Consider the following 25,943-nt stretch of genomic DNA (forward strand, 5'->3'; position numbering starts at 1 on the left):
TTCGCGACCCGATGATGAGGACGGACCGGTGCCAGAAGATCAGCAGGACAAAGTCGTCGACTACTTGAGGCGGGTCACTTCCGATCTCCGCCGCGCACGGCAGCGCATCGGCGAACTGGAGCTCAAGAACAATGAGCCCATCGCCCTTGTCGGAATGAGCTGCCGGCTGCCGGGAGGCGTACGTTCCCCGGAAGCCCTCTGGGAACTCGTCGAGTCCGGTGGCGACGCCATATCGGTATTTCCCGCGGACCGCGGCTGGGATCTCGACCGGCTCACCGGGACCGGCGAAGGAAACAGCGCCACCCACGAGGGCGGCTTTCTCTACGAGGCGGCCGAATTCGACGCGGACTTCTTCGGGATCTCGCCGCGCGAGGCGATCGCCATGGATCCCCAGCAGCGGCTGCTGCTCGAAGTGACCTGGGAGGCCCTGGAGCGCGCCGGGATCGCCCCGACCGCGCTGCGCGGCAGCCAGGCCGGCGTGTTCGTCGGCGCCTACCACTGGGGAGCGCCCTCGGCCACCGCGGCCGGTGGGCTCCAGGGACACGCGCTGACCGGCACCGCCGCCAGCGTGCTGTCGGGACGGCTCGCCTACACCCTCGGGCTCGAAGGCCCCGCCCTCACGGTCGACACCGCCTGCTCGTCCTCACTGGTCGCCCTGCACGTGGCGGCGCAGTCGCTGCGCAACGGCGAGTCCTCGCTCGCCGTCATCGGCGGTGTCACCGTCCTCACCGAGCCCTCCGTCTTCGTGGAGTTCAGCAAGCAGGGCGGACTGGCCCCCGACGGACGCTGCAAGGCGTTCTCCGACGACGCGGACGGCACGGGCTGGGGCGAGGGCGTCGGCGTCCTCATCGCGGAACGCCTCTCGGACGCCCGCCGCAACGGCCACCAGGTCCTCGCCGTACTGCGCGGCTCGGCGGTCAACCAGGACGGCGCGTCCAACGGGCTCACCGCCCCCAACGGCCCTTCCCAGGAACGGGTGGTCCGCCAGGTCCTGACGACGGCCGGACTCTCCCCGTCCGACGTGGACGCGGTGGAGGCGCACGGTACGGGGACGCGGCTCGGTGACCCGATCGAGGCGCAGGCGCTGCTGGCCACCTACGGCCAGGACCGCGACCCGGAGCACCCTCTGTGGCTGGGCTCGCTCAAGTCGAACATCGGCCATACGCAGGCCGCCGCCGGAGTCGCGGGCGTCATCAAGATGGTGATGGCGCTGCGCCACGGCGTACTGCCCAGAACACTGCACGCGGACACCCCCTCGTCGCACGTCGACTGGTCCTCCGGCGCGGTACGGCTGCTCACGGAGGCCGTCCGGTGGCCGGAGACCGGACGGCCGCGCCGGTGCGCGGTGTCGTCGTTCGGTATCAGCGGCACCAACGCCCACGCCCTGCTGGAGCAGGCCCCGGTCCCGGCGGAGACGGCGGCGGACGGCGAGGACGACGCGACGGCCCCCTTCGCGGGCCCCGCCGTGCCGTGGGTCGTCTCCGGACGCGGTGAGGCCGCCGTACGCGATCAGGCGCGCGCGCTCGTGGCCCGCCTGGAGAACGACCCGTCGGCGCGGCCCGCCGACGTCGGCCACTCCCTCCTCTCGACGCGCTCGGTGTTCGAGAACCGCGCGGTCGTGGCCGGCGCGGACCGTGCCGGGCTCCTCGACGGAACACGGGCGCTCAGCACCGGCCAGTCCTGGCCGGATCTCGTCTCGGGCGTGGCCGATGTCGAGGGCAGGACGGTGTTCGTCTTCCCCGGACAGGGCTCGCAGTGGGCCGGGATGGGCGCCGGACTGCTCGCGGAGTCACCGGTCTTCGCCCGGCGTATCGCCGAATGCGCCACCGCGCTGGGCGAGTTCGTGGACTGGTCGCTGGAGGACGTACTGCGCGGGGCGCCGGACGCCCCGTCGCTGGAGCGGGTCGATGTCGTACAGCCCGCGTCCTTCGCGGTGATGGTCTCCCTCGCCGCCCTGTGGCGCTCGTACGGCGTGGAGCCCGCGGCGGTCGTGGGCCACTCACAGGGCGAGATCGCGGCGGCAGTCGTCGCCGGGGCGCTCTCGCTGGAGGACGGCGCGCGGGTGGTCGCGCTGCGCAGCCAGGCGATCGGCCGCACCCTGGCCGGCCACGGCGGGATGATGTCCGTCCCACTGCCCGCCGACGAGGTCGACGGCCGGCTGGAGGCCTGGCGGGGCCGGGTGTCGGTGGCCGCCGTCAACGGGCCGCGCTCGGTCGTCGTCTCGGGCGAGCCCGGCGCGCTGGACGAGCTGTCGGCCGAACTGACCGCCGAGGACGTACGGGTCCGCCGGGTCGCCGTGGACTACGCCTCGCACTCCGCGCAGGTCGAGGACCTGCGCGACGCACTCCTCGACGCCCTGGCGCCGGTCCGCCCGCGCGCCTCCGACGTCCCGTTCTTCTCCACGGTGACCGGCGACTGGCTGGACACCGAGGAGATGGACGCGGGGTACTGGTTCCGCAATCTGCGACAGCGCGTGCGGTTCGCGGAAGCGGTCGGCGAGCTGCTGGCCGACGAACACCGTGTGTTCATCGAGGTCAGCTCGCACCCCGTACTGACCATGCCGGTACAGGACATGACCGAGGCGTACGGCGAACCGGCTGTCGCCACCGGCACGCTGCGGCGCGACCGGGGCGGCCTCGCGCGCTTCCTGGTCTCCGCCGCCGAGGTGTTCGTACGCGGCGTCGACGTCGACTGGGCCGGGCTCTTCGCCGGCACAGACGTCCGCCGGATCGATCTGCCCACCTACGCCTTCCAGCACGAGCGCTTCTGGAACATCCCCGCCGTCCTGGACCAGGTCGACGCCGTCGATCCGCTGGACGCGGAGTTCTGGGCCGCCGTGGAGCGGGAAGACCTCTCCGCGCTCACCACGGCGCTGCGCACGGACGAGAATTCCGTGGCCGCCGTCCTGCCCGCGCTCTCCTCCTGGCGCAGGTCCCGCAACGACCGCTCCACCGTCGACTCCTGGCGCTACCGCGTGACCTGGTCGCCGGTGGGCACCGTCCCGGCACGGTCGCTGACCGGCGGCTGGCTCGTCGTCTCCGCCGCGGGCACCGACGACAGCGAGACCGTCGGCCTGCTGGAGGACGCCGGAGCCGAGGTGACCCGGCTGGCCCTGGACGAGCAGTACGTGGACCGCGCCGTGCTCGCCGAACGGCTGTCCGGCATGGGCGAGTTCGCCGGGGTCGTCTCGACGCTCGCCGCCGCCGAGGAGCGCGGCGCGCGCTTCCCGGGCCTCACCCTCGGCCTCGCGCTGACCGTCTCGCTCGTCCAGGCCCTGGGCGACGCCGGAATCGAGGCGCCGCTGTGGTTCCTCACCCGGGGCGCGGTCTCCACCGGCCGCACCGACGCGCTCACACACCCGGTACAGGCCCAGGTCGCCGGTGTCGGCTGGACCGCCGCGCTGGAACACCCCCGGCGGTGGGGCGGCGTCATCGACCTGCCGCCGGCGCTGGACCGGCGCACCGCGGGACGCGTGGTCTCCGCCCTCGCGGGCGCGCTGGGCGACGAGGACCAGCTCGCCGTCCGCCCCTCCGGTGTCTTCACCCGCCGTATCGTCCGCGCCGGAGCCGGCGGCCAGGACGCCTCCCGTACCTGGACACCGCGCGGTACGACACTGGTCACCGGCGGCTCGGGCACCCTCGCCCCCGACCTCGCCCGCTGGCTCGCGGACCGGGGCGCGGACCATGTGGTCCTCGCCAGCCGCCGGGGCGTGGACGCCCCGGGCGCCGCCGAACTGGTCGCGGAACTGGCCGCGTCGGGCACCGAAGCCTCCGCCGTCGCCTGCGACGTCACCGACCGCGACGCCGTCGCCGCGCTCCTCGCGGACCTCAGGGCCCAGGGCCGTACCGTACGCACGGTCGTCCACACCGCCGCCGTCATCGAGCTGTACACCCTGGCCGAGACCACGATGGAGTCCTTCTCCGACGTCGTGCACGCCAAGGTCACCGGCGCCCAGCACCTGGACGAACTGCTCGACGACGAGGAACTCGACGACTTCGTCCTCTACTCGTCCACCGCCGGCATGTGGGGGAGCGGCCACCACGCGGCCTACGTCGCGGGCAACGCCTATCTCTCCGCGCTCGCCGTCAGCCGCCGCGCCCGTGGCCTGCGCACCACCTCGGTGCACTGGGGCAAGTGGCCCGACGACATCGAACGCGAGCTGGCCGACCCGCACCACATCCGCCGCAGCGGTCTCGAATACCTCGACCCGCGGCTCGCGCTGGACGGACTCGGCACGGTCCTGGACGACGACGAGACCGTCATCGGGCTCACGGACATCGACTGGGACACGTACTACCCGGTCTTCACCGCGGGCCGGCCCACCCGCCTCTTCGACGAGGTGCCCGAGGTCGCCCGCCAGCTCACCTCCGCCGCCGAACAGACCGGCGCGCGGCCGGAGTCGAGCGAGCTCGCGGCGCGGCTGCACGATCTGCCGGGACCCGAGCAGGAACGGCTGCTGCTCACCCTGGTCCGTACGGAGGCCGCCGCCGTCCTCGGCCACGCCTCCGCCGAGTCCTTCCCCGAGCGGCGCGCCTTCCGCGACATCGGCTTCGACTCGGTCACCGCCGTGGACCTGCGCAACCGCGTCGTCGCGGCCACCGGGCTGGCCCTGCCCTCGACCATGGTCTTCGACTATCCGAACGCCGTCGCGCTGGCGGGCTACCTGAAGTCCGCCGCCCTGGGCGGCGGCCGGGAGACGGCCGTGGCGGCGCCCACCGCGCCCGCCGGGGCCGGCACGGACGACGACCCGATCGCCATCATCGGCATGAGCTGCCGCTACCCCGGCGGGGCGGGCTCGCCCGAGGAGCTGATCCGGCTCGCCCTGGACGGCGCGGACGTGATCTCCGAGTTCCCCGCCGACCGCGGCTGGGACGCCCGGGGACTCTACGACCCCGACCCCGACCGGCAGGGCAGGACCTACTCCACCCAGGGCGGATTCCTGCACGATGCCGCGGAGTTCGACCCCGGATTCTTCGGCATCTCGCCGCGTGAGGCCGTGTCGATGGACCCGCAGCAGCGCCTGCTGCTCGAAACCTCCTGGGAGGCCTTCGAGCGCGCCGGGATCGATGTCGACTCACTGCGCGGCAGCGCCGCCGGCACCTTCATCGGCGCCAGCTACCAGGACTACTCGACCAGCGTGCAGAACGGCACCGAAGGCTCCGAGGTACACATGGTCACCGGCACGGCGGCCAGCGTCCTGTCCGGCCGGATGTCCTATCTGTACGGGTTCGAGGGCCCGGCCGTCACCGTCGACACCGCCTGCTCGTCCTCGCTGGTCGCGATCCATCTGGCCTGCCAGTCGCTGCGCGGCGGCGAGAGCTCCCTCGCACTGGCGGGCGGCGCCGCCGTCATGGCCACCCCGCACGCCTTCGTGGGCTTCAGCAGGCAGCGGGCGCTCGCGCTCGACGGCCGCTGCAAGCCGTTCTCCGAGGCCGCCGACGGCATGACCCTCGCGGAGGGCGTCGGCGTCGTCCTGCTGGAGCGGCTGTCGGACGCCCGCCGCAACGGCCACCGCGTCCTCGCGGTCGTACGCGGCTCGGCGATCAACCAGGACGGCGCGTCCAACGGGCTCACCGCACCCAACGGCCCCTCCCAGCAGCGCGTCATCCGCCAGGCCCTCGCCAACGCGGGACTGACCGGCGCCGACGTGGACGCGGTGGAGGCGCACGGTACGGGGACGAGGCTCGGTGACCCGATCGAGGCGCAGGCGCTGCTGGCCACCTACGGCCAGGACCGCGACCCTGAGCACCCTCTGTGGCTGGGCTCGCTCAAGTCGAACATCGGTCATACGCAGGCCGCCGCCGGAGTCGCGGGCGTCATCAAGATGGTGATGGCGATGCGCGGGGGAGTCCTTCCCGGAACGCTGCACGCCGACATCCCGTCGTCGCACGTCGACTGGTCGTCGGGCGCGGTGGAAGTGCTGACGGGACAGACCGAGTGGCCGGACGCCGGCCGGCCGCGGCGCGCGGGCGTGTCGTCGTTCGGGATCAGCGGCACCAACGCCCATCTGATCCTGGAGCAGGCGCCGACGGCCGAGGTCTCGACGACGGCCGCCGGGGAAACGCCGGCGGACGGTGAGCCCGGGGACGAGAGCGTCGTGCCCTGGCTGGTCTCGGCCAAGTCCCAGGCGGCGCTGCGCGACCAGGCGGCCCGGCTGCTCGCCCTCGCCGACGCCGGCCCCGGCCTCTCGCCCACCCGTGTGGGCTGGTCCCTGGCGACCACCCGCTCCGCCTTCACCCACCGCGCGGTGCTGCTCGGCAGGACCCGCGGCGACTTCCTGCGCGCCCTCGAAGCGCTGGCCACCGGGCGGAGCGCGGCCGGCGTCGTCCACGGCACCGTCGGCGAAGCCCCGGCGGGTCCCGTGTTCGTCTTCCCCGGCCAGGGCTCCCAGTGGTGGGGCATGGGCCGCGAACTGCTCGCGCACTCCGCGGTGTTCCGGGAGACCGTGGACGCCTGCGCCGGCGCGCTCGCCCCGTACACCGACTGGTCCCTGCACGACGTACTGGCCGGTGAGGGCGACCCCGCGCTGCTCGACCGCGTGGATGTCGTCCAGCCCGCGCTGTTCTCGATGATGGTGGCGCTCACCGCGCTGTGGCGCTCGTACGGGGTGGAGCCCGCGGCGGTCGTCGGCCACTCGCAGGGCGAGATCGCCGCCGCCCATGTGGCGGGCGCGCTGACCCTGGAGGACGCCGCCGCCGTCGTGGCCCTGCGTAGCCGGGCCCTGCCCCGGCTCTCCGGCCTCGGCGGCATGATGTCGGTGGCCGCACCCGTCGAGCGGGTGACCGCGCTGCTGGAACCGTGGGGCGAACAGCTCTCGGTCGCGGCCGTCAACGGCCCCTCCTCGGTCGTCGTCTCCGGCGACGCCGGGGCACTGGACGAACTGCTCGCCGCCTGCGGACAACAGGGCGTGCGCGCCCGCAAGGTGTCCGTGGACTACGCCTCGCACGGCGCGCACGTCGAGGCCGTACGCGACGAACTCGGCCGCGTGCTCGCACCGGTCCGCTCCGAGGCCCCGCGCGTGCCGTTCTACTCGACCGTGACCGGCGCCCGGCTGACGGACGCCGCGTTCGACGGCGCGTACTGGTACACGAACCTGCGCAGCACCGTACGGATGGAGGAGGCGACCCGGGCGCTGCTGGCCGACGGGCACCGCGTCTTCATCGAGATGAGCCCGCACCCGGTGCTGGCCGCCCCCATCCAGGAGACCCAGGAGACCGTGGCGGAGGCCGTCGCCGACGCGGCGGTGGTGCTCGGCACCCTGCGCCGGGACGAGGGCGACCTCAGGCGCTTCCTCACCTCCCTCGCCGAGGCGCACACGCACGGCACGGCGGTGGACTGGCGCGCGGCGTTCCCGGCCGGCGGCGCCGTCCCGGTCGAACTGCCCACGTACGCCTTCCAGCGCCGCCGGTACTGGCCGGAGCCCCGGCCCAGCACCGGGACCGGCATCGGTGGCGGCGGTGGCACGGACGCGGACGCGGCGTTCTGGGATCTCGTCGAGAGCGAGGACCTGGAGTCTCTGGCCGACGAACTCGGCGTCGGCGCCAACGGCGCACGCTCCTCGCTCGGCGCCGTCCTGCCCACGCTGTCGGCGTGGCGCGCCAGGTCACGCGAGCGCTCCACCGTCAACGCCTGGCGCTACCGCGTCGACTGGACCCGGCTGAACGAACCGGGCGCCACCTCCCACGCCACCGCCGGCCGCTGGCTCGCGGTGGTCCCGGCCGGCCACGCCGACGACGCCTGGATCTCCGCCGCGCTGGCCGCGCTCGGCCCGGACACCGTCCTGTTCGAGGCGGAGGACGGGGCCGCGAACGGCACCGACGGCGCCGACCGCGCGGCCTGGGCCAAGCGGATCACGGAACTGACCGCCGACGGAACGGAGTTCACCGGCGTCCTGTCCCTGCCGGCACCCGTCGAGGAGCGCCTCCGGAGCCACGTCTCCGTACCCGTGGGGCTGGCCCTGACACTCACCCTCGTCCAGGCACTGGGCGACGCGGGACTCCACGCCCCGCTGTGGTGCGCCACCCGGGGCGCCGTATCCGTGGGCCGGGACGACCGGCTCACCCGTCCCCTCCAGGGCTCCCTGTGGGGTCTCGGCCGGGTGGTCGCGCTGGAGCACCCGGACCGCTGGGGAGGTCTCGTCGACCTCCCCGAGACGCCCGACGCACGGGCCATGGCCCGGCTGACGGCCGTCCTGGCGGGCCAGGACGGAGAGGACCAGATCGCGATCCGCCCGTCCGGGGTCTACGGCCGCCGCATGACCCACGCGGCCCCCACAGCGGACCGCCCCGAGCGCCGCTGGCGTGGCCGGGGTACGGCACTGATCACCGGCGGCACCGGCGGAATCGGCGGCCGGGTCGCCCGCTGGATGACCGAACGCGGCGCCGAGCACGTGGTGCTGACCAGCCGTCGCGGCGAGGACGCGCCCGGCGCGGCGGCGCTCCGCGCCGAACTGGAGGAGCTGGGCGCCCGTGTCACCATCGCCGCCTGCGACGCCGCCGACCGCGACGCGCTGGCCGGCGTACTGGCCGCGATCCCCGAGGAGTTCCCGCTCGCCTCCGTGTTCCACGCGGCGGGCGTGGCGGACGGCGACGCCGCCGTGGAATCGCTGACGCTGGACCAGCTGGACGCGCTGATGCGGTCCAAGCTGACCGCCGCCCTGCATCTGCACGACCTCACCCGCGGCCTCGACCTGGACGCGTTCGTCCTGTTCTCGTCGGGCGCCGCGACCTGGGGCAGCGGCGGCCAGCCCGGCTACGCCGCGGCCAACGCGTTCCTCGACGCCCTCGCCGAACACCGCAGGGCCGAGGGCCTGACCGCCGCGTCCGTCGCCTGGGGCACCTGGGCCGAGGTCGGCATGGCCACGGTCGACGAGGTCCACGAACGGCTGAGCCGCCAGGGCGTCATGCCCATGGAACCGGCGGCGGCCATCGCCGCGCTCCAACGGATGCTGGAGGACGACGACACGGCGCTCACCGTGACGCTGATGGACTGGGAGCGGTTCACCCCCAGCTTCACCGCGACCCGGCCCAGCCCGCTGCTCTCCGGGATCCCGGAGGCGGGCCGGGCGCTGGCCGCGGACGAACCGCCCGCCGGTGACGGCGCACCGGCCGTCCCGCCGCTCAGGCAGCGGCTCGACTCCCTGCCCACCGCCGGACGCGACCGCGCGCTGCTCGAAGCGGTACGCGCGGAGGCGTCCGCGACGCTCGGCCACGACGCCGCCGACGCCATCCCCGCCACCCGCGCCTTCCGCGACGTCGGCTTCGACTCCGTGACCGCGGTCGAACTGCGCAACCGGCTGCGGACCGCCCTGGGCCTGCCGCTGCCCGCGGCCCTGGTCTTCGACCACCCGACCCCGGCCGCCCTCGCCCGGCACATCGGCTCGCTGCTCTTCGGAACCGCCCCCGGGCGCGCCGGCGAGAACCGCGCCGACGACCCGGACGCGGAGATCCGCGACGCCCTCGCCTCCGTTCCCATCAGCCGACTCCGTAAAGCGGGACTTCTCGACATGGTGCTCAAACTCGCCACCGCCGACGCCGCCGAGGCGACCGCCCCGGCCACCGACGGCGAGGACTCACTCGACGACATGGACGCCGAAAGCCTGCTGCGGCTCGCCACCGAGATGTAGCACCTCCCGGCGATGTCCGGCCCGCCGTGTGCCGGGCGGGCGTCGCCGGTCGCGCGGCACCTGCGAACCGAAAGAGATCTGGAGAGTCCGATGAGCACGTCCACCAACAAGTACGTCGAGGCGCTGCGGTCCTCCCTGAAGGAGATCGAGCGGCTCCGTCAGCAGAACCAGCGGCTGGTGGCGGCTGCCGAGGAGCCCATCGCCGTCGTCGGGATCGGCTGCCGCTACCCCGGCGGAGTGACGTCTCCCGAGGACCTGTGGGAGCTGGTCACCGAAGGCCGCGACGTCATGGCGGGCTTCCCCGCCGACCGCGGCTGGGACCTGGAGCGCCTCGCCGGGGACGGCCCCGGCCGCAGCCTCGCCCAGGAGGGCGGATTCCTCTACGACATGGCGGACTTCGACCCCGGGTTCTTCGGGATCTCGCCGCGCGAGGCCGTCGCCATGGACCCCCAGCAGCGGCTGCTGCTCGAAGTCGCCTGGGAGGCCCTGGAACGCGCCGGGATCGACCCGGTCACGCTGCGCGGCAGCCGGGCGGGCGTGTTCGTCGGCACGGCCGGGCAGGACTACGCCACGGTCATCAAGGCGTCCGACGAGGACGCGGAGCTGTACTCGACCACCGGGCACGCGGCGAGCGTCATCTCCGGCCGGCTCTCCTACACATTCGGCGCCGAGGGCCCCGCCGTCACCGTCGACACCGCCTGCTCCTCCTCGCTGGTGGCGCTGCACTGGGCCGCGCAGTCCCTGCGCAACGGCGAGTGCTCCATGGCCCTGGCGGGCGGCGCCTCCGTGATGGCGACGCCCGGCCCCTTCGTCTCCTTCACCGCCCAGAGCGGCATGGCCGCCGACGGCCGCTGCAAATCGTTCTCGCAGGACGCCGACGGCACCGGCTGGGGCGAGGGCGCCGCCGTCCTCGTACTGGAACGCCTCTCGGACGCCCAGCGGGCCGGCCACCCGGTCCTGGCCGTCCTGCGCGGCAGCGCGATCAATCAGGACGGCGCGTCCAACGGCCTGTCCGCGCCCCACGGCCCCTCGCAGCGGCGCGTCATCCGCGCCGCCCTGGAGAACGCCCGGCTGGCACCCGCCGAGGTCGACATCGTCGAGGCGCACGGCACGGGGACGACACTCGGCGACCCGATCGAGGCACAGGCCCTGCTGGCCACCTACGGCCAGGACCGCGAACGGCCGCTGCGGCTGGGCTCGGTCAAGTCGAACATCGGGCACACCCAGGCGGCCTCGGGCGCCGCCGGTGTCATCAAGATGATCATGGCGATGCGGCACGGACTGATGCCCCGCAGCCTGCACGTGGGCGAGCCTTCCCACGACGTGGACTGGACCACCGGCTCCATCGAACTGCTCGACCAGCCCCTCGCCTGGCCCGAGACGGGCCGTGCCCGGCGCGCCGCCGTCTCCTCCTTCGGCGTCAGCGGCACCAACGCGCATGTGATTCTCGAACAGGCCCCGCCGACTCCCGAGAACGCCTCCGCCGAGGACGCCTCCGCCGAGAACGCCCGCCCCGGGGACTCCGCGCCGCCCGGAGTCATCCCCTGGGCCCTGTCGGGCCGGACCGCCGCCGCCCTCGCCGACCAGCGCGCCCGGCTGCTCTCCTTCATCGAACGCGCCCCCGGGACCCGGCCCGCCGACATCGGCCACTCCCTCGCCACGGGACGCTCGGTCTTCGAGCACCGGTCCGTGCTGCTCGCCGGCCCCGCCGGCACCACAGAACCCCCCACGGTGATCGCCGAAGGCGTCGCCGACGAGGGCGCGCTCGCCGTGCTCTTCTCCGGGCAGGGCTCCCAGCGCCTCGGCATGGGACGCGAACTCCACGCCGGATTCCCGGTGTTCGCCGAGGCGTTCGACGCCGCCGCCGACGCACTCGACACCCACCTCGACCGTCCGCTGCGCGACATCGTCTGGGGAACCGACCCCGGCCCGCTCGACGAGACCCGCTGGACACAGCCCGCGCTCTTCGCCGTCGAGGTCGCCCTCTACCGCCTCGTCGCCTCGCTCGGCGTCACCCCCGACTTCGTCGGCGGCCACTCCATCGGTGAGATCGCGGCCGCCCACGTGGCGGGCGTGTTCTCCCTGGAGGACGCCTGCCGCCTCGTCGCCGCCCGCGCCTCGCTGATGGCGGCCCTGCCCGCCGGCGGCGTCATGGTCGCCGTACGGGCCACCGAGGACGAGGTCGCCCCACTGCTCACCGAAGTCACCGGGCGGGTGTCGATCGCCGCCGTCAACGGCCCCACGTCCGTGGTCGTCGCCGGTGACGAGAGCGCCGTACAGGACATCGCCGCGCACTTCGAGGCGCGGGACCGCAAGACCAGCCGGCTGCGCGTCTCGCACGCCTTCCACTCGCCGCTCATGGAACCGATGCTGACGGAATTCCGCGCCGTCGCGGAGAGCCTGACGTACGAGGAACCCGCCATCCCCGTCGTGTCGAACGTGACCGGCCGGATCGCCGAGGTAGCGGAGCTGTGCTCCGCCGCCTACTGGGTACGGCACGTACGCGAAGCCGTACGGTTCGCCGACGGCGTCCGCACCCTCACCGGACGCGGAGTCACCACCCTGCTCGAACTGGGCCCCGACGGCGTGCTCTCCGCCATGGCCCAGGACTCGCTCACGGAGCGGGCGGCGATGGTGCCGCTGCTGCGCAAGGACCGCCCGGAGGAACTGGCCGCCGTCACCGCCCTCGCGCGGGTGCACGTCCGGGGCGCCACCGTGCGCTGGGCCGGTCTCTACGAAGGGTCCGGCGCCCGCCGCGTCGACCTGCCCACCTATCCGTTCCAGCGCCGGCGCTTCTGGCCCGCCGCCGCCCCCGGCACGGCCGGCGACATGCGCGCCGCCGGACTCGGCTCCGCCGGACACCCGCTGCTCGGCGCGGCCGTCGAACTCGCCGACGGCGAGGGCGCGCTGTTCACCAGCCGGCTGTCCACCCGGTCCCATCCCTGGCTCGCCGACCACGGCGTGCGCGGTCGCGCCCTGCTGCCCGGCACGGCCTTCGTCGAACTGGCCATCCGCGCCGGTGACGAGGTCGACTGCGGCCGCGTCGAGGAACTGGCCCTCGCCGCACCGCTCGCGCTCCCCGAGCACGGCGCCGTACAGCTCCAAGTACGTGTCGGAGCGGCCGACGCCGCCGGACGCCGCCCGCTGGGCATCTACTCGCGTGTCGAGGACGGCCTCGACCTCCCCTGGTCGCAGCACGCCACCGGTGTCGTCGCCCCCGGCACGGGCGCCCCCGACCCCGGCTTCGACGCCACCGTATGGCCGCCCGAGGGCGCCGAACCCGTCGACCTCGACGGCTGCTACGAACGGCTCGCCGGACTCGGCTTCGACTACGGCCCCGTCTTCCAGGGCCTGCGCGCCGCCTGGCGGCGCGGCGACGAGGTGTACGCCGACGTCACCCTCCCGGAGGACGCGGGCACGGACGCGAGCGCCTTCGGCCTCCACCCCGCACTCCTCGACGCCGCCCAGCACGCGGCGGCCTTCACCGACCTCGGCGCCATCAGCCGGGGCGGCCTGCCGTTCGCCTGGGAGGGCGTGTCACTCATCGCCTCCGGCGCCACGGCGGTTCGCGCCCGGCTGTCCCCGGCGGGCGACGACACCGTCTCCATCGCGGTCTACGACACAGCGGGCGGCGCGGTGCTCTCCGTGGACTCCCTCGTCTCCCGCACGGTCCCCGCCGAGAGCCTCGACGGCGCCGGCGCGGTCCACCGCGACTCCCTGTTCCGCGTGGAGTGGACCGCGGTGCGGGGCCCGGCCCCTGCCGCACCCGACGCGGTGGCGGTGATCGGCGCCGACCCGTTCGGCCTGGCAGGCGCGGCGCGTACGGCGGGCGCCCCGGTCACGGTCCACCCCGATCTGACCGCGCTCGCGGCCTCGGAAGGACCCGTTCCCGGCGTGGTCCTGATCGCCGCCGTCGGCAGTGAGGGCGCGGACGACGGCAGCGAGGGCGCGGGGGCGGGTGACGGCGCGCGCGCGGGCGTCGTAGCGGCGACCCACGCCCTCGGCGCCCGCGTACTCGCAGACGTACAGCGCTGGCTGGACGAGGACCGGTTCGCCGGCGCGCGCCTGGTGTTCGTCACCCACGGCACGCTGACGGGCGACGACCTCGCCGCCGCCTCGGTCCACGGCCTCGTACGGACGGCCAGGACCGAGAACCCGGGCCGCTTCGGCCTGCTGGACCTGGGACCTGTCCCGCCCGCCTCTGACCCCGGCGCGGCCTCGTGCCCCCCGGAGGCCGGGCCGGCCATCCTGCTCCCGGCCCTCGCGGTCGCGGCCGACGAGCCCGACCTCGCGGTGCGCGACGGAGAACTGCTCGCCGCCCGCCTGACGCGCGTCTCCGCCTCCGTCCCCGTCCCCGTCCCGGTCTCCGATGAGCGGGCCTGGGAAGCCGGGGGCACCGTCCTCATCACCGGCGGTACGGGCGGACTCGGCGGCGTCCTCGCCCGGCACCTGGTCGCCGAGCGCGGCGTACGGCACCTGCTGCTCGTCAGCCGCCGCGGCCCCGCCGCCGACGGCGCCGAGACCCTCAAGGCCGAACTCACCGCACAGGGCGCCCAGGTGACCATCGCCCCCTGCGATGTCACCGACCGGACCGCCCTCGCGGAACTGCTGGCGGCCGTCCCCGCCGCGCACCCGCTCACCGCCGTCGTCCACACCGCCGGTGTCGTCGACGACGGCGTCATCGGCTCACTGACCCCGGCGCGGCTCGACAGCGTGCTGCGCCCCAAGGCCGACGCGGCCTGGAACCTCCACGAACTGACCAGCGGACTCGACCTGGCCGCGTTCGTGCTCTTCTCCTCCGTCGCCGCCACCCTCGGCAGCCCCGGCCAGGCCAACTACGCGGCCGGGAACGCCTTCCTGGACGCGCTCGCCGCCCACCGGCGCGCCGGCGGACTGCCCGGCCTCGCCCTCGCCTGGGGCCCCTGGACCCAGAGCGTCGGCATGACCAGGACACTCACCGACATCGACGTGGAGCGCATCGCGCGCTCCGGCATGCCACCGCTCTCCGTCGACCAGGGCCTGGCACTCTTCGACGCCGCCCTCGCCACCGGCCTGCCGGCCGTCGCGCCCGTACGCCTCGACCTGCCCGTCCTCCGTACCCAGGGCGAGATCCCGCCCCTGCTGCGCGGCCTCATCCGCACCCCCGGCCGGCGCGCCGCCGCACAGGTCTCGGAAACGGCGGGCGGCCTCGCCCAGCGGCTCACCGGACTGAACGCCGCCGAACGCCGCGAGATCCTCCTCGACCTCGTACGCGGCCAGGTCGCGCAGGTGCTCGGCCACACCGACGCCGCGGAGGTCGAGGCGTCCCGCCAGTTCCAGGACCTCGGCTTCGACTCCCTGACGGCGGTCGAGCTGCGCAACGGCCTCAACACCGTGACCGGCCTGCGGCTGCCCGCGACCATGGTCTTCGACTATCCGACCCCGAGCGCCCTCGCCGACCATATGCGCGACGAACTGCTCGGCACCGACGCCGAAGCACCGGCCGCGCCCGTGGCCGCGCCGCGGCCGGTCACCGACGACCCCATCGCGATCGTCGGCATGGCCTGCCGCTACCCGGGCGGGGTGACCTCGCCGGAGGACCTCTGGCGGCTCGTCACGGAGGACGGTGACGCCATCTCCGGCTTCCCCACCAACCGAGGCTGGGACCTCGACGGCCTCTACGACCCGGACCCCGACCAGCCCGGCAGGACCCATGTCCGCGAGGGCGGGTTCCTGCACACGGCGGGCGAGTTCGACCCGGACTTCTTCGGGATGTCACCGCGCGAGGCGATGGCCACCGACTCCCAGCAGCGCCTGCTGCTCGAACTCTCCTGGGAGGCCGTCGAGCGCGCCGGTATCGACCCCGTCTCGCTTCGGGACAGCCGCACCGGTGTCTTCGCCGGAGTCATGTACAACGACTACGGACCGCTGCTCACGGGCGAGGAGTACGAAGCCTTCCGCGGCAACGGCAGCGCGCCGAGTGTGGCCTCCGGCCGTGTCTCCTACACGCTGGGTCTCGAAGGCCCGGCGGTGACCGTGGACACCGCCTGCTCCTCCTCCCTGGTCGGCATGCATCTCGCCGCACAGGCGCTGCGGAGCGGTGAGTGCTCGCTGGCGCTGGCCGGCGGTGTGACCGTCATGTCCACCCCGAGCACCTTCGTCGAGTTCTCCCGGGCGCGCGGTCTGGCCCCCGACGGCCGGTCCAAGGCGTTCTCCGAGTCGGCCGACGGCGTCGCCTGGTCCGAGGGCGTCGGCATGCTGGTGCTTGAGCGGCTCTCCGACGCGCGGCGCAACGGCCACCAGGTGCTCGCCCTGCTGCGCGGCAGCGCGATCAACCAGGACGGTGCGTCGAACGGTTTGACGGCGCCGAACGGTCCGTCGCAGCAGCGGGTGATCCGTCAGGCGCTGGCCAGTGGCGGACTCGCGGCCGGTGACGTCGATGTGGTGGAGGCGCACGGTACGGGTACGACGCTGGGTGACCCGATCGAGGCGCAGGCGCTGCTGGCGACGTACGGGCGCGATCGGGACCCGGAGCGGCCGCTGCTGCTGGGCTCGGTGAAGTCGAACATCGGTCATACGCAGGCCGCCGCCGGTGTCGCCGGTGTGATCAAGATGGTGATGGCGATGCGGCACGGGGTGCTGCCGCGGACGCTCCATGTGACCGAGCCGTCCACGCATGTCGACTGGTCGGCAGGCGCGGTGGAGTTGCTGACGGAGCCGGTGGAGTGGCCGGAGGCCGGTCGCGCGTGCCGGGCGGGCGTCTCGTCGTTCGGTATCAGCGGGACGAACGCCCACGTCATCCTGGAGCAGCCGCCCGCCGTCATCCGGGGAACGGTGCTCGCCGGGTCCGATGTCCCGGCTGACGTCCCGGCTGAGGTCCCGAGTGCGGATCCGGGAGTGGTGCCGGGTGTCGTGCCGTGGGTTCTCTCGGGCAGGACGCCCCAGGCGCTGGCGGATCAGGCGCGGCGGCTGCTGCCCCTCGTCGAGAGGGGCCCGGGAGCGCGTCCGGTGGATGTCGGCTTCTCGCTGGTGACGGGCCGTTCGGTGTTCGACCACCGCGCGGTGGTACTGGCGGGGGACCCCGCCGGCACGGAGCGCGCGCTGTCGGCGCTGGCGGCCGGCGAACCGGACGCGGCTGCGGTGTCGGGCGCTGTGCGGGGTGCGGTATCGGGCGCGGTGGCGGCCGGGAAGCGCGCTTTCCTCTTCTCCGGCCAGGGCAGTCAGCGGCTGGGGATGGGTCGTGAGCTGTATGGGCGGTTTCCGGTGTTCGCGGAGGCGTTGGATTCCGTACTCGCGCTGCTGGAAGCGGAGTTGGGTGGGTCGCTGCGTGGGGTGATGTGGGGTGAGGACGCCGACTCGCTGAATGACACGGGGTGCGCTCAGCCGGCGTTGTTCGCGGTGGAGGTGGCGTTGTTCCGGCTGGTGGAGTCGTGGGGTGTGCGGCCGGACTTCGTGGCGGGGCATTCGATCGGTGAGATCGCGGCGGCGCATGTGGCGGGGGTGTTCTCGCTGGAGGATGCCTGTGCGTTGGTGGTGGCCCGTGGTCGGCTGATGGGGGCGCTGCCGCCCGGTGGTGCGATGGTGGCGGTGCGGGCGACGGAGGATGAGGTCCTGCCGCTACTGTTCGAGCGGCAGGATCAGGTGTCGGTCGCCGCTGTCAACGGCCCTTCCTCGGTGGTGATTTCGGGCGCGGAGGATGCCGTGCTGGAGGTCGCGGCGCGGCTGGAGGAGCAGGGCCGCAAGACGAGCAGGCTCCGGGTCTCGCACGCGTTCCACTCGCCGTTGATGGACCCGATGCTGGACGAGTTCCGGGCGGTGGTCGAGGGCCTGTCGTTCGAGGCGCCGCGGATCGGTGTCGTATCGAACCTGACGGGCCGTCTCGCGTCGGCCGGGGAGCTGTGCTCGGCCGAGTACTGGGTGCGGCATGTCCGTGAGGCCGTCCGGTTCGGCGAGGGTGTGCGGACGCTCGGCGAGCAGGGCGTGACCGTCTTCCTGGAGCTGGGTCCCGACGGTGTGCTGTCGGCCATGGCCCAGGAGTCCGTGCCGGACGGGACCGTGACCGTACCCCTGCTCCGCAAGGACCGGACGGGAGAGGCCGCCGCGCTCACCGCTCTGGCACAACTGTACGTACGGGGCGTCCCCGTGGACTGGACGGCCGTGTTCGCCGGGACCGGCGCGTCGCGGGTGGATGTGCCCACGTACCCCTTCCAGCATCAGTGGATCTGGCCGGCCGGTTCACAGGCCGGCGCCGCCGGTGATGTGCGTGCCGCCGGACTCGGCTCCGCCGGACACCCGTTGCTGGGCGCGGCGGTCGAACTCGCCGAGAATGAAGGCGCGTTGTTCACCGGGCGGCTGTCCGTCCAGTCACACCCCTGGCTCGCGGATCACGCGGTGCAGGGCCGGATCCTGCTGCCGGGCACCGCCCTGCTGGAACTGGCGTTCCGCGCCGGTGACGAGGTCGGCTGCGACCGGGTCGAGGAGCTGACACTCGCGGCGCCACTCGTACTGCCGGAGGGCGGCGCGGTGCAGGTGCAGGTACGTGTCGGGGTCGCGGACGACGCGGACCGGCGCCCCCTCACGGTGCACTCCCGGCTCGACGGCGCCGACGAGCGGTCGTGGACACAGCACGCCATGGGGGTGCTGACGGCCGGAGGCCGGACCCCGGCCGACGGCTTCGACGCGACGGTGTGGCCGCCGGAAGGCGCCGAGGCGCTGGAAGCGGCGGGCTGCTACGAGCGGTTCGCCGAGCTGGGGTTCGCCTACGGACCGGTATTCCGGGGCCTTCGCGCGGCCTGGCGGCGTGACGGTGAGATCTTCGCCGAAGTGAGCCTTCCGGAGAGCGCGGAAGGTGACGCGGCCGCGTTCGGTCTGCACCCCGCGCTGCTCGACTCCGCGCTGCACGCCTCGCTCCTCGCGGGCGACGGCGAGGAGGGGAGCGGAGGACTGCCGTTCTCGTGGGAGGGCGCGTCGCTCCACGCCACGGGCGCCGCCGCGCTACGGGTGCGCATCACCCCGGCCGCCGGCCGGGACGCGGTGTCGATCGCGGCCGCGGACCTGTCGGGAGAGCTGGTCGCCTCGGTCGATTCACTGCTCGTACGCGCCGTGTCGCGCGAGGACCTGACCGAGGACGCGGCGCTGACCAGGGACGCGCTCTTCGGCCTCGACTGGGTGCCGGTGCCGGCGGGGTCCGGTGCGGATGTGCCCGAGGCCGTCGCGCTGGTCGGGCCCGACGCGTTCGGGCTGGCCCGCGGACTGGCGGATTCCGGGACGCGCGTCGAGACACACGCCGATCTGGCGTCACTGGCGGCGGGGGAGTCCCCGGTGCCGGACGTCGTGCTGGTCACCGTGTCCGGGGACGGCGACGGGGACGGGGACGGGGACGGGGACGCGGGCGGGGACCGCAGCGGGGTGGCGGAGTCCGCCCACGCGCTGACCGCGGACGTACTGGCGCTCGCGCAGGGCTGGCTGGCCGAGGAGCGGTTCGCCGGCTCACGGTTGGTGTTCGTCACCAGGGGCGCCATGGCTGCCGGTGACGAGGAGGCCGGCGATGTCGCGGCGGCCTCCGCGTGGGGACTGGTGCGCTCCGCGCAGACGGAGAACCCCGGCTGCTTCGGCCTGGTGGACCTCGGCCGTACGGACGACGGCGCCACGCCGCTCGCGCGGTCCCTCACCACGGACGAGCCTCAGGTGGCGATCCGTGACGGCGCGATCCTGGCGGGCCGGCTCGCACGGCTGGCGTCGGGCACGGGTCTTGTACCGCCGGCCGGGGTGCCCTGGCGGCTCGACAGCGAGACCCAGGGAAGCCTGGACGGGCTGACCCTGGCCCCGTTCCCCGAGGTCCTCGAACCGCTGACCGGCAGCGAGGTCCGTATCGATGTACGGGCCGCCGGGGTCAACTTCCGCGATGTCCTCAAGGCCCTCGACATGTACCCGGGCGACGCCGGACGCATGGGGCGCGAGGCCGCGGGTGTGGTGACCGAAGTGGGTCCCGAGGTGACCGGGCTGCGGCCCGGCGACCCGGTCACCGGCCTGGTGTCCGGCGGTTTCGGCTCGCTGGTGGTCGGCGACGCGCGGCTCCTCACCCGGCTGCCCGACGGCTGGTCGTGGGAGACGGCGGCCTCGATGCCGCTCGTGTTCCTGACCGCGTACTACGCGCTGGTGGAGCTGGGCGGGTTGCGGCGTGGTGAGCGGGTGCTGATCCATGCCGGTGCGGGTGGTGTGGGTATGGCGGCGGTCCAGGTGGCGAACTATCTGGGTGCCGAGGTCTTCGCGACGGCGAGCGAGGGCAAGTGGGATGTCCTGCGGTCGCTGGGCGTGGCCGAGGATCACCTCGCCTCGTCGCGTACGACGGACTTCGAGGCGGCCTTCGCGCGGGTGAGCGGTGGTGACGGTGTCGATGTCGTACTGAACTCGCTGGCCGGTGAGTTCGTGGACGCGTCGCTGCGGCTTACCGGTCCCGGCGGCCGGTTCCTGGAGATGGGCAAGACCGATATCCGCGAGGCCGCCGACCTGCCGGACGGCGTGCACTACCAGGCATTCGACCTCGGCTGGGTGGAACCGGACGGAATCCAGCAGATGCTGGTCGCCGTCATGGAACTGTTCGGGCAGGGCGTACTGGAGCCGCTGCCGGTGCGGTCGTGGGACGTACGCCGGGCGCGCGACGCGTTCCGCTTCATGAGCATGGCCCGGCATATCGGCAAGATCGTGCTCACCATGCCCCGCGTCTGGAACGCCGAGGGTACGGTCCTGATCACCGGCGGTACGGGCGGTCTTGGCGGTGTGCTGGCCCGCCATCTGGTGGCCGAGCGCGGCGTACGGCACCTGGTGCTCACGAGCAGGCGCGGGCTCTCCGCCGAGGGAGCCACGGAACTCGTCGCCGAACTCACAGCACGTGGCGCCTCGGTGTCCGTCGAGGCCTGTGATGTCGCGGACCGCGACGCCCTGGCGGCCCTGCTGGGCGCGGTCCCGGCCGAGCATCCGCTGACGGCGGTCGTCCACACGGCGGGTGTGCTGGACGACGGCATCGTCGGTTCGCTGACCCCCGAACGCCTGGCCGGTGTGCTGCGTCCCAAGGTCGACGCGGCGTGGCACCTCCATGAGCTGACGCGCGATCTCGACCTGGCCGCGTTCGTGGTCTTCTCCTCCGTCTCCGGCGTGATCGGCGGCGCGGGCCAGGCCAACTACGCGGCGGGCAACGCCTTCCTGGACGCGCTCGCCACACACCGTCAGGCCACGGGCCTGCCGGGAGTATCGCTGGCGTGGGGCGCCTGGAACCAAGGCTCGGGCATGACGAGCGGCCTCGGTGAAGCCGATCTGCGCCGGGCCGCCGAAGCCGGTATGCCCCTGCTCTCGGTCGATCAGGGCGTAGCGCTCTTCGACGCCGCGCTGGCCACAGGCCAGGCCGCGGTGGCACCCGTACGGCTGGACCTGTCGGTGCTGCGCTCGCGGGGCACCGTCCCGCCGCTGTTGCGGGGGCTGGTCCGTACGACCGCCCGGCGTACGGCGGTCGCGGGACCCGGAGCGGGCACGGACGCCGGGCTCGCCGAGCGTCTCGGCAGGCTGGAGCGCGCCGAACGGCACGAGACGCTGCTCACGCTCGTACGCGGCCAGGCGGCGCTGGTGCTCGGCCACGCCAGCGGCGACGGGGTCGACCCGGCGCGGGCCTTCCGTGACCTGGGCTTCGACTCGCTGACGGCGGTGGAACTGCGCAACCGGCTCAACACGGCGACCGGACTGCGGCTGCCCGCCACGATGGTCTTCGACTACCCGACGGTCGAAGCGCTCGCCGAGCACCTGCTCGACGAACTGGTCGGCCCCGAAGCGGACGTGGACGCCGAAACGGCGGCGCCGGCCTTCGCCCGTGCCGTGCTCGAAGACGATCCGGTCGTGGTCGTCGGCATGAGCTGCCGCTTCCCCGGCGGTATCGGGTCGCCGGAGGATCTGTGGCGGGTGGTCACCGAGGGCACCGAGGTGGTCTCCGACTTCCCGACGAACCGCGGCTGGGACGTCGACGCGCTCTACAACCCCGACCCGGAACACATGGGCACCTCCTACACGCGGCAGGGCGGATTCCTGCACGACGCGGGCGAGTTCGACCCCGGGTTCTTCGGGATGTCGCCGCGTGAGGCGATGGCGACGGACTCGCAGCAGCGGCTGCTGCTGGAAACATCGTGGGAGGCGATCGAGCGGGCCGGGATCGACCCGGTGTCACTGCGCGACAGCCAGACCGGTGTGTTCGCGGGTGTGATGTACGGCGGCTACAACACCACTCTGAGTGGTAAGGAGTTCGAAGGCTTCCAGGGCCAGGGCAGCGCCCTGAGCGTGGCCTCGGGCCGGGTCTCGTACACCTTCGGTTTCGAGGGACCGGCCGTCACGGTGGACACGGCCTGCTCGTCGTCGCTGGTGGCGATGCATCTGGCCGCGCAGGCGCTGCGGAGCGGTGAATGCTCGCTGGCGCTGGCCGGCGGTGTGACCGTGATGTCGATCCCCGACACCTTCGTGGAATTCTCCCGTCAGCGGGGCCTGTCACCCGACGGCAGGTCCAAGCCGTTCTCCGAGTCGGCGGACGGCGTCGGCTGGTCCGAGGGCATCGGCATGCTCCTGCTGGAGCGGCAGTCGGACGCGCGGCGCAACGGCCACGAGATCCTTGCCGTGATCCGGGGCTCGGCCGTCAACCAGGACGGTGCGTCGAACGGGTTGACGGCGCCGAACGGTCCGTCGCAGCAGCGGGTGATCCGTCAGGCGCTGGCCAGCGGCGGACTCTCGGCCGATGACGTCGATGTGGTGGAGGCGCACGGTACGGGTACGACGCTGGGTGACCCGATCGAGGCGCAGGCGCTGCTGGCGACGTACGGGCGCGATCGCGACCCGCAGCGGCCGCTGCTGCTGGGCTCGGTGAAGTCGAACCTGGGGCACACCCAAGCCGCCGCCGGAGCCGCGGGTGTGATCAAGATGATCATGGCGATGCGCCATGGAGTGCTGCCGCGGACGCTGAATGTGACCGAGCCGTCGTCGCATGTCGACTGGTCGGCGGGTGCGGTGGAGTTGCTGACGGAGCCGGTGGAGTGGCCGGAGGCCGGTCGCGCGCGCCGGGCGGGCGTCTCGTCGTTCGGTATCAGCGGGACGAACGCCCACGTCATCCTGGAGCAGCCGGCCACGGTGATCCAGGGAACGGTGGTCGCCGGGGGCGATGACCCGGCGGTGGAGCCGGGTGTGGTGCCGTGGGTGCTCTCCGGCAAGACACCGGACGCACTGCGCGGCCAGGCAGGACGGCTGCTCTCCTACATCCAGGCACGGCCCGAACTGCGGCCGGTGGATGTCGGGTTCTCGCTGGCGACGGGCCGGTCGATGTTCGACCACCGAGCGGTGGTCTCGGCCGGCGGGCGCGCGGAGACGGTGCGCGCGCTGGCGGGCCTGGCGGTCGGCGAGCCGGACGCTTTGGCGGTGTCGGGTTCGGTCGTTGGTGGGAAGACGGCGGTGCTGTTCTCGGGGCAGGGCAGTCAGCGGTTGGGGATGGGTCGTGAGTTGTATGGGCGGTTTCCGGTGTTCGCGGAGGCGTTGGATTCCGTACTCGCGCTGCTGGAAGCGGAGTTGGGTGGGTCGTTGCGTGGGGTGATGTGGGGTGAGGACGCCGACTCGCTGAATGACACGGGGTGCGCTCAGCCGGCGTTGTTCGCGGTGGAGGTGGCGTTGTTCCGGTTGGTGGAGTCGTGGGGTGTGCGGCCGGAGTTCGTGGCGGGGCATTCGATCGGTGAGATCGCGGCGGCGTGTGTGGCGGGGGTGTTCTCGCTGGAGGATGCCTGTCGTCTGGTGGTGGCGCGTGCGTCGTTGATGCGGGCGTTGCCGGTGGGTGGTGCGATGGTCGCGGTGCGGGCGACGGAGGACGAGATCCTTCCGTTGCTGGTCGAGCAGCAGGGGCAGGTGTCGGTCGCCGCTGTCAACGGTTCGTCGTCCGTGGTGATTTCGGGCGCGGAGGATGCCGTGCTGGAGGTCGCGGCGCGGCTGGGGGAACAGGGTCGCAAGACGAGCAGGCTCCGGGTCTCGCACGCGTTCCACTCGCCGTTGATGGACCCGATGCTGGACGAGTTCCGGGCGGTGGCCGAGGGCCTGTCGTTCGAGGCGCCGCGGATCGGTGTCGTATCGAACCTGACCGGGGCCCTGGCGTCGGTGGAGGAGCTGTGCTCGGCCGGGTACTGGGTGCGGCATGTGCGGGAGGCTGTCCGGTTCGCGGATGGTGTGCGGACGCTGGTGGAACAGGGTGTGGGAACGTTCCTGGAGCTGGGCCCGGACGGCGTGCTCTCCGCGATGGCGCGGGAGTCGGTACCGGACGAGGCCCTCACCGTGCCGGTCCTCCGTAAAGATCGCGCCGAGGAACTGTCGGCTATCACCGCGCTGGCTCAGCTGCATGTGCGTGGGGTCGTCGTGGACTGGGCCGGGTTCTTCGCCGGTACTGGGGCGTCGCGGGTGGATGTGCCGACGTACGCCTTCGAGCACCAGCCGTTCTGGCCCGGCGGTATGCGGGGCGGCACCGACGCGGCGGCCATCGGGCTTGTGGAGGCAGGGCACCCGCTGCTCAACGGCGTGGTGGAGTTGGCCGAGGGCGAAGGCGTGCTGCTCACCGGTCGGCTGTCGGTGCGCTCGCACCCCTGGCTCGCTGATCACGCGGTGATGGGCAGGGTTCTCGTACCGGGCACGGCGCTGCTTGAGCTGGCGATCCGGGCCGGTGACGAGGTCGGCTGTGACCGGGTGGAGGAGCTGACGCTCGCGGCGCCGCTGGTGCTTCCGGAGCGTGGCGCGGTGCGGACGCAGGTGCGGGTGGGTGTGGCGGATGTGTCGGGGCGGCGTACGGTCGCGATTCATTCGCGTCCTGAGGGTGAGGCGGAGTTGCCGTGGACGCAGCACGCGGCGGGTGTGCTGGCGGTAGAAGCTGGGTCCGGGGCTGAGGCTGTCGTTGAGTTTGATGCGTCGGTTTGGCCGCCGGTGGGTGCTGAGCCGGTGGAGCTGGATGGTTTCTATGATGCTCGGGCGGCTGAGGGGTTCGCGTACGGTCCGGTGTTCCAGGGGCTGCGGGCCGCGTGGAGCCGGGACGGCGAGATCTACGCGGAGGTGAGCCTGCCCGAGGACGTGCAAGGTGACGCGGAGGCGTTCGGTCTCCATCCCGCGCTGCTGGATGCCGGTCTTCACTCGGCGTGGTTCGTGGATTCGGCTGGTGCTGATGGTGCTGATGGTGCTGGTGGGCGGTCCGGTGGTGTTCCGTTCGCGTGGAGTGGGGTGTCGTTGCGGGCGTCGGGGGCTTCTTCGGTGCGGGTGCGGTTGGTGCGTGGGGTGGATGGTGCGGTGTCGATCGCGGTGGCTGATGTGACGGGTGCGCCGGTCGCGTCGGTGGAGTCGTTGGCGATGCGGGTGTTGTCGTCGGAGGCTCTGGATGATGAGGGTGCGCTGACGAGGGATGCGCTGTTCCGGCTGGACTGGACACCGCCGGTGGCTGTCTCGTCGTTCTCCGGTACCTCTCAGACGATCGCCGTGGTCGGCCAGGACACGCTGGGTCTGGTGGAAGCTCTGCGTGTGGCAGGTGCTGACGCCGAACTGAGCGCGGATTTGGCCGCGTTGGCCGCTGATGGGTCCCCGGTACCAGGTGTGGTGCTGATTCCGGTGGTCGGGGAGCCCGGTGCCGAGATGGCTGGTTCAGTGCGGGCGTTGACGCATCGGGTGCTTGGGGTGCTTCAGGAGCGTTTGGTGGTGGAGCGGTTCGCGGAGTCGCGGTTTGTCTTTGTGACGCGGGGTGGGGTCGGGGGTGGTGATGTGGCGGCGGCTGCGGTGCGGGGTCTTGTCCGGTCGGCGCAGTCGGAGAGTCCGGGGTGCTTCGGTCTGGTTGATCTCGATCCGGGGGAGCCTGTCGTGTTGCCGTTGGCGGCGTTGGGTGTGGATGAGCCGCAGGTGATTGTGCGGGGTGGTGAGGTGTTGGCCGGGCGTCTGGTGCGTGCGGCGGCTGTGGTGGGGGATCGTGCGGCGGATGAGGTGTGGGATGGTGCGGGCAGTGTGCTGATCACGGGTGGTACGGGTGGTCTGGGCGCGGTCGTGGCGCGGCACCTGGTGGCTGAACACGGGGTGCGCCGGCTGTTGCTGGTCAGCCGCCGGGGCCTGGACGCCGACGGAGTCGAGGAACTGGTCGCCCAGCTGGAGCCGCAGGGGACCGAAGTCCACGTCGAGGCCTGCGATGTCGCGGACCGTGACGCGCTGGCGGTGCTGCTGGCGCGCCACACGGTGTCCGCTGTGGTGCATGCGGCGGGTGTGCTGGATGACGGTGTGGTCGGTTCGCTGACGCCGGAGCGGCTGGACA

Annotated in this window: 2 protein-coding genes; both read left to right on the forward strand. The window is 73.2% G+C overall.

Annotation, left to right across the window (positions count from 1 at the left end; all coding sequences use genetic code 11):
• Positions 1-28: 28 nt before the first annotated feature.
• Positions 29-9,625, forward strand: coding sequence for a type I polyketide synthase (locus tag ACZ7LS_RS34330; protein ID WP_385136929.1), 9,597 nt, complete (start codon positions 29-31; stop codon positions 9,623-9,625).
• Positions 9,626-9,715: 90 nt separating this feature from the next.
• Positions 9,716-25,943: SDR family NAD(P)-dependent oxidoreductase (locus ACZ7LS_RS34335; RefSeq protein ID WP_385136927.1), on the forward strand; the 16,228-nt coding region annotated here is incomplete at its 3' end.

The organism is Streptomyces sp. NPDC039430 (assembly GCF_055639435.1).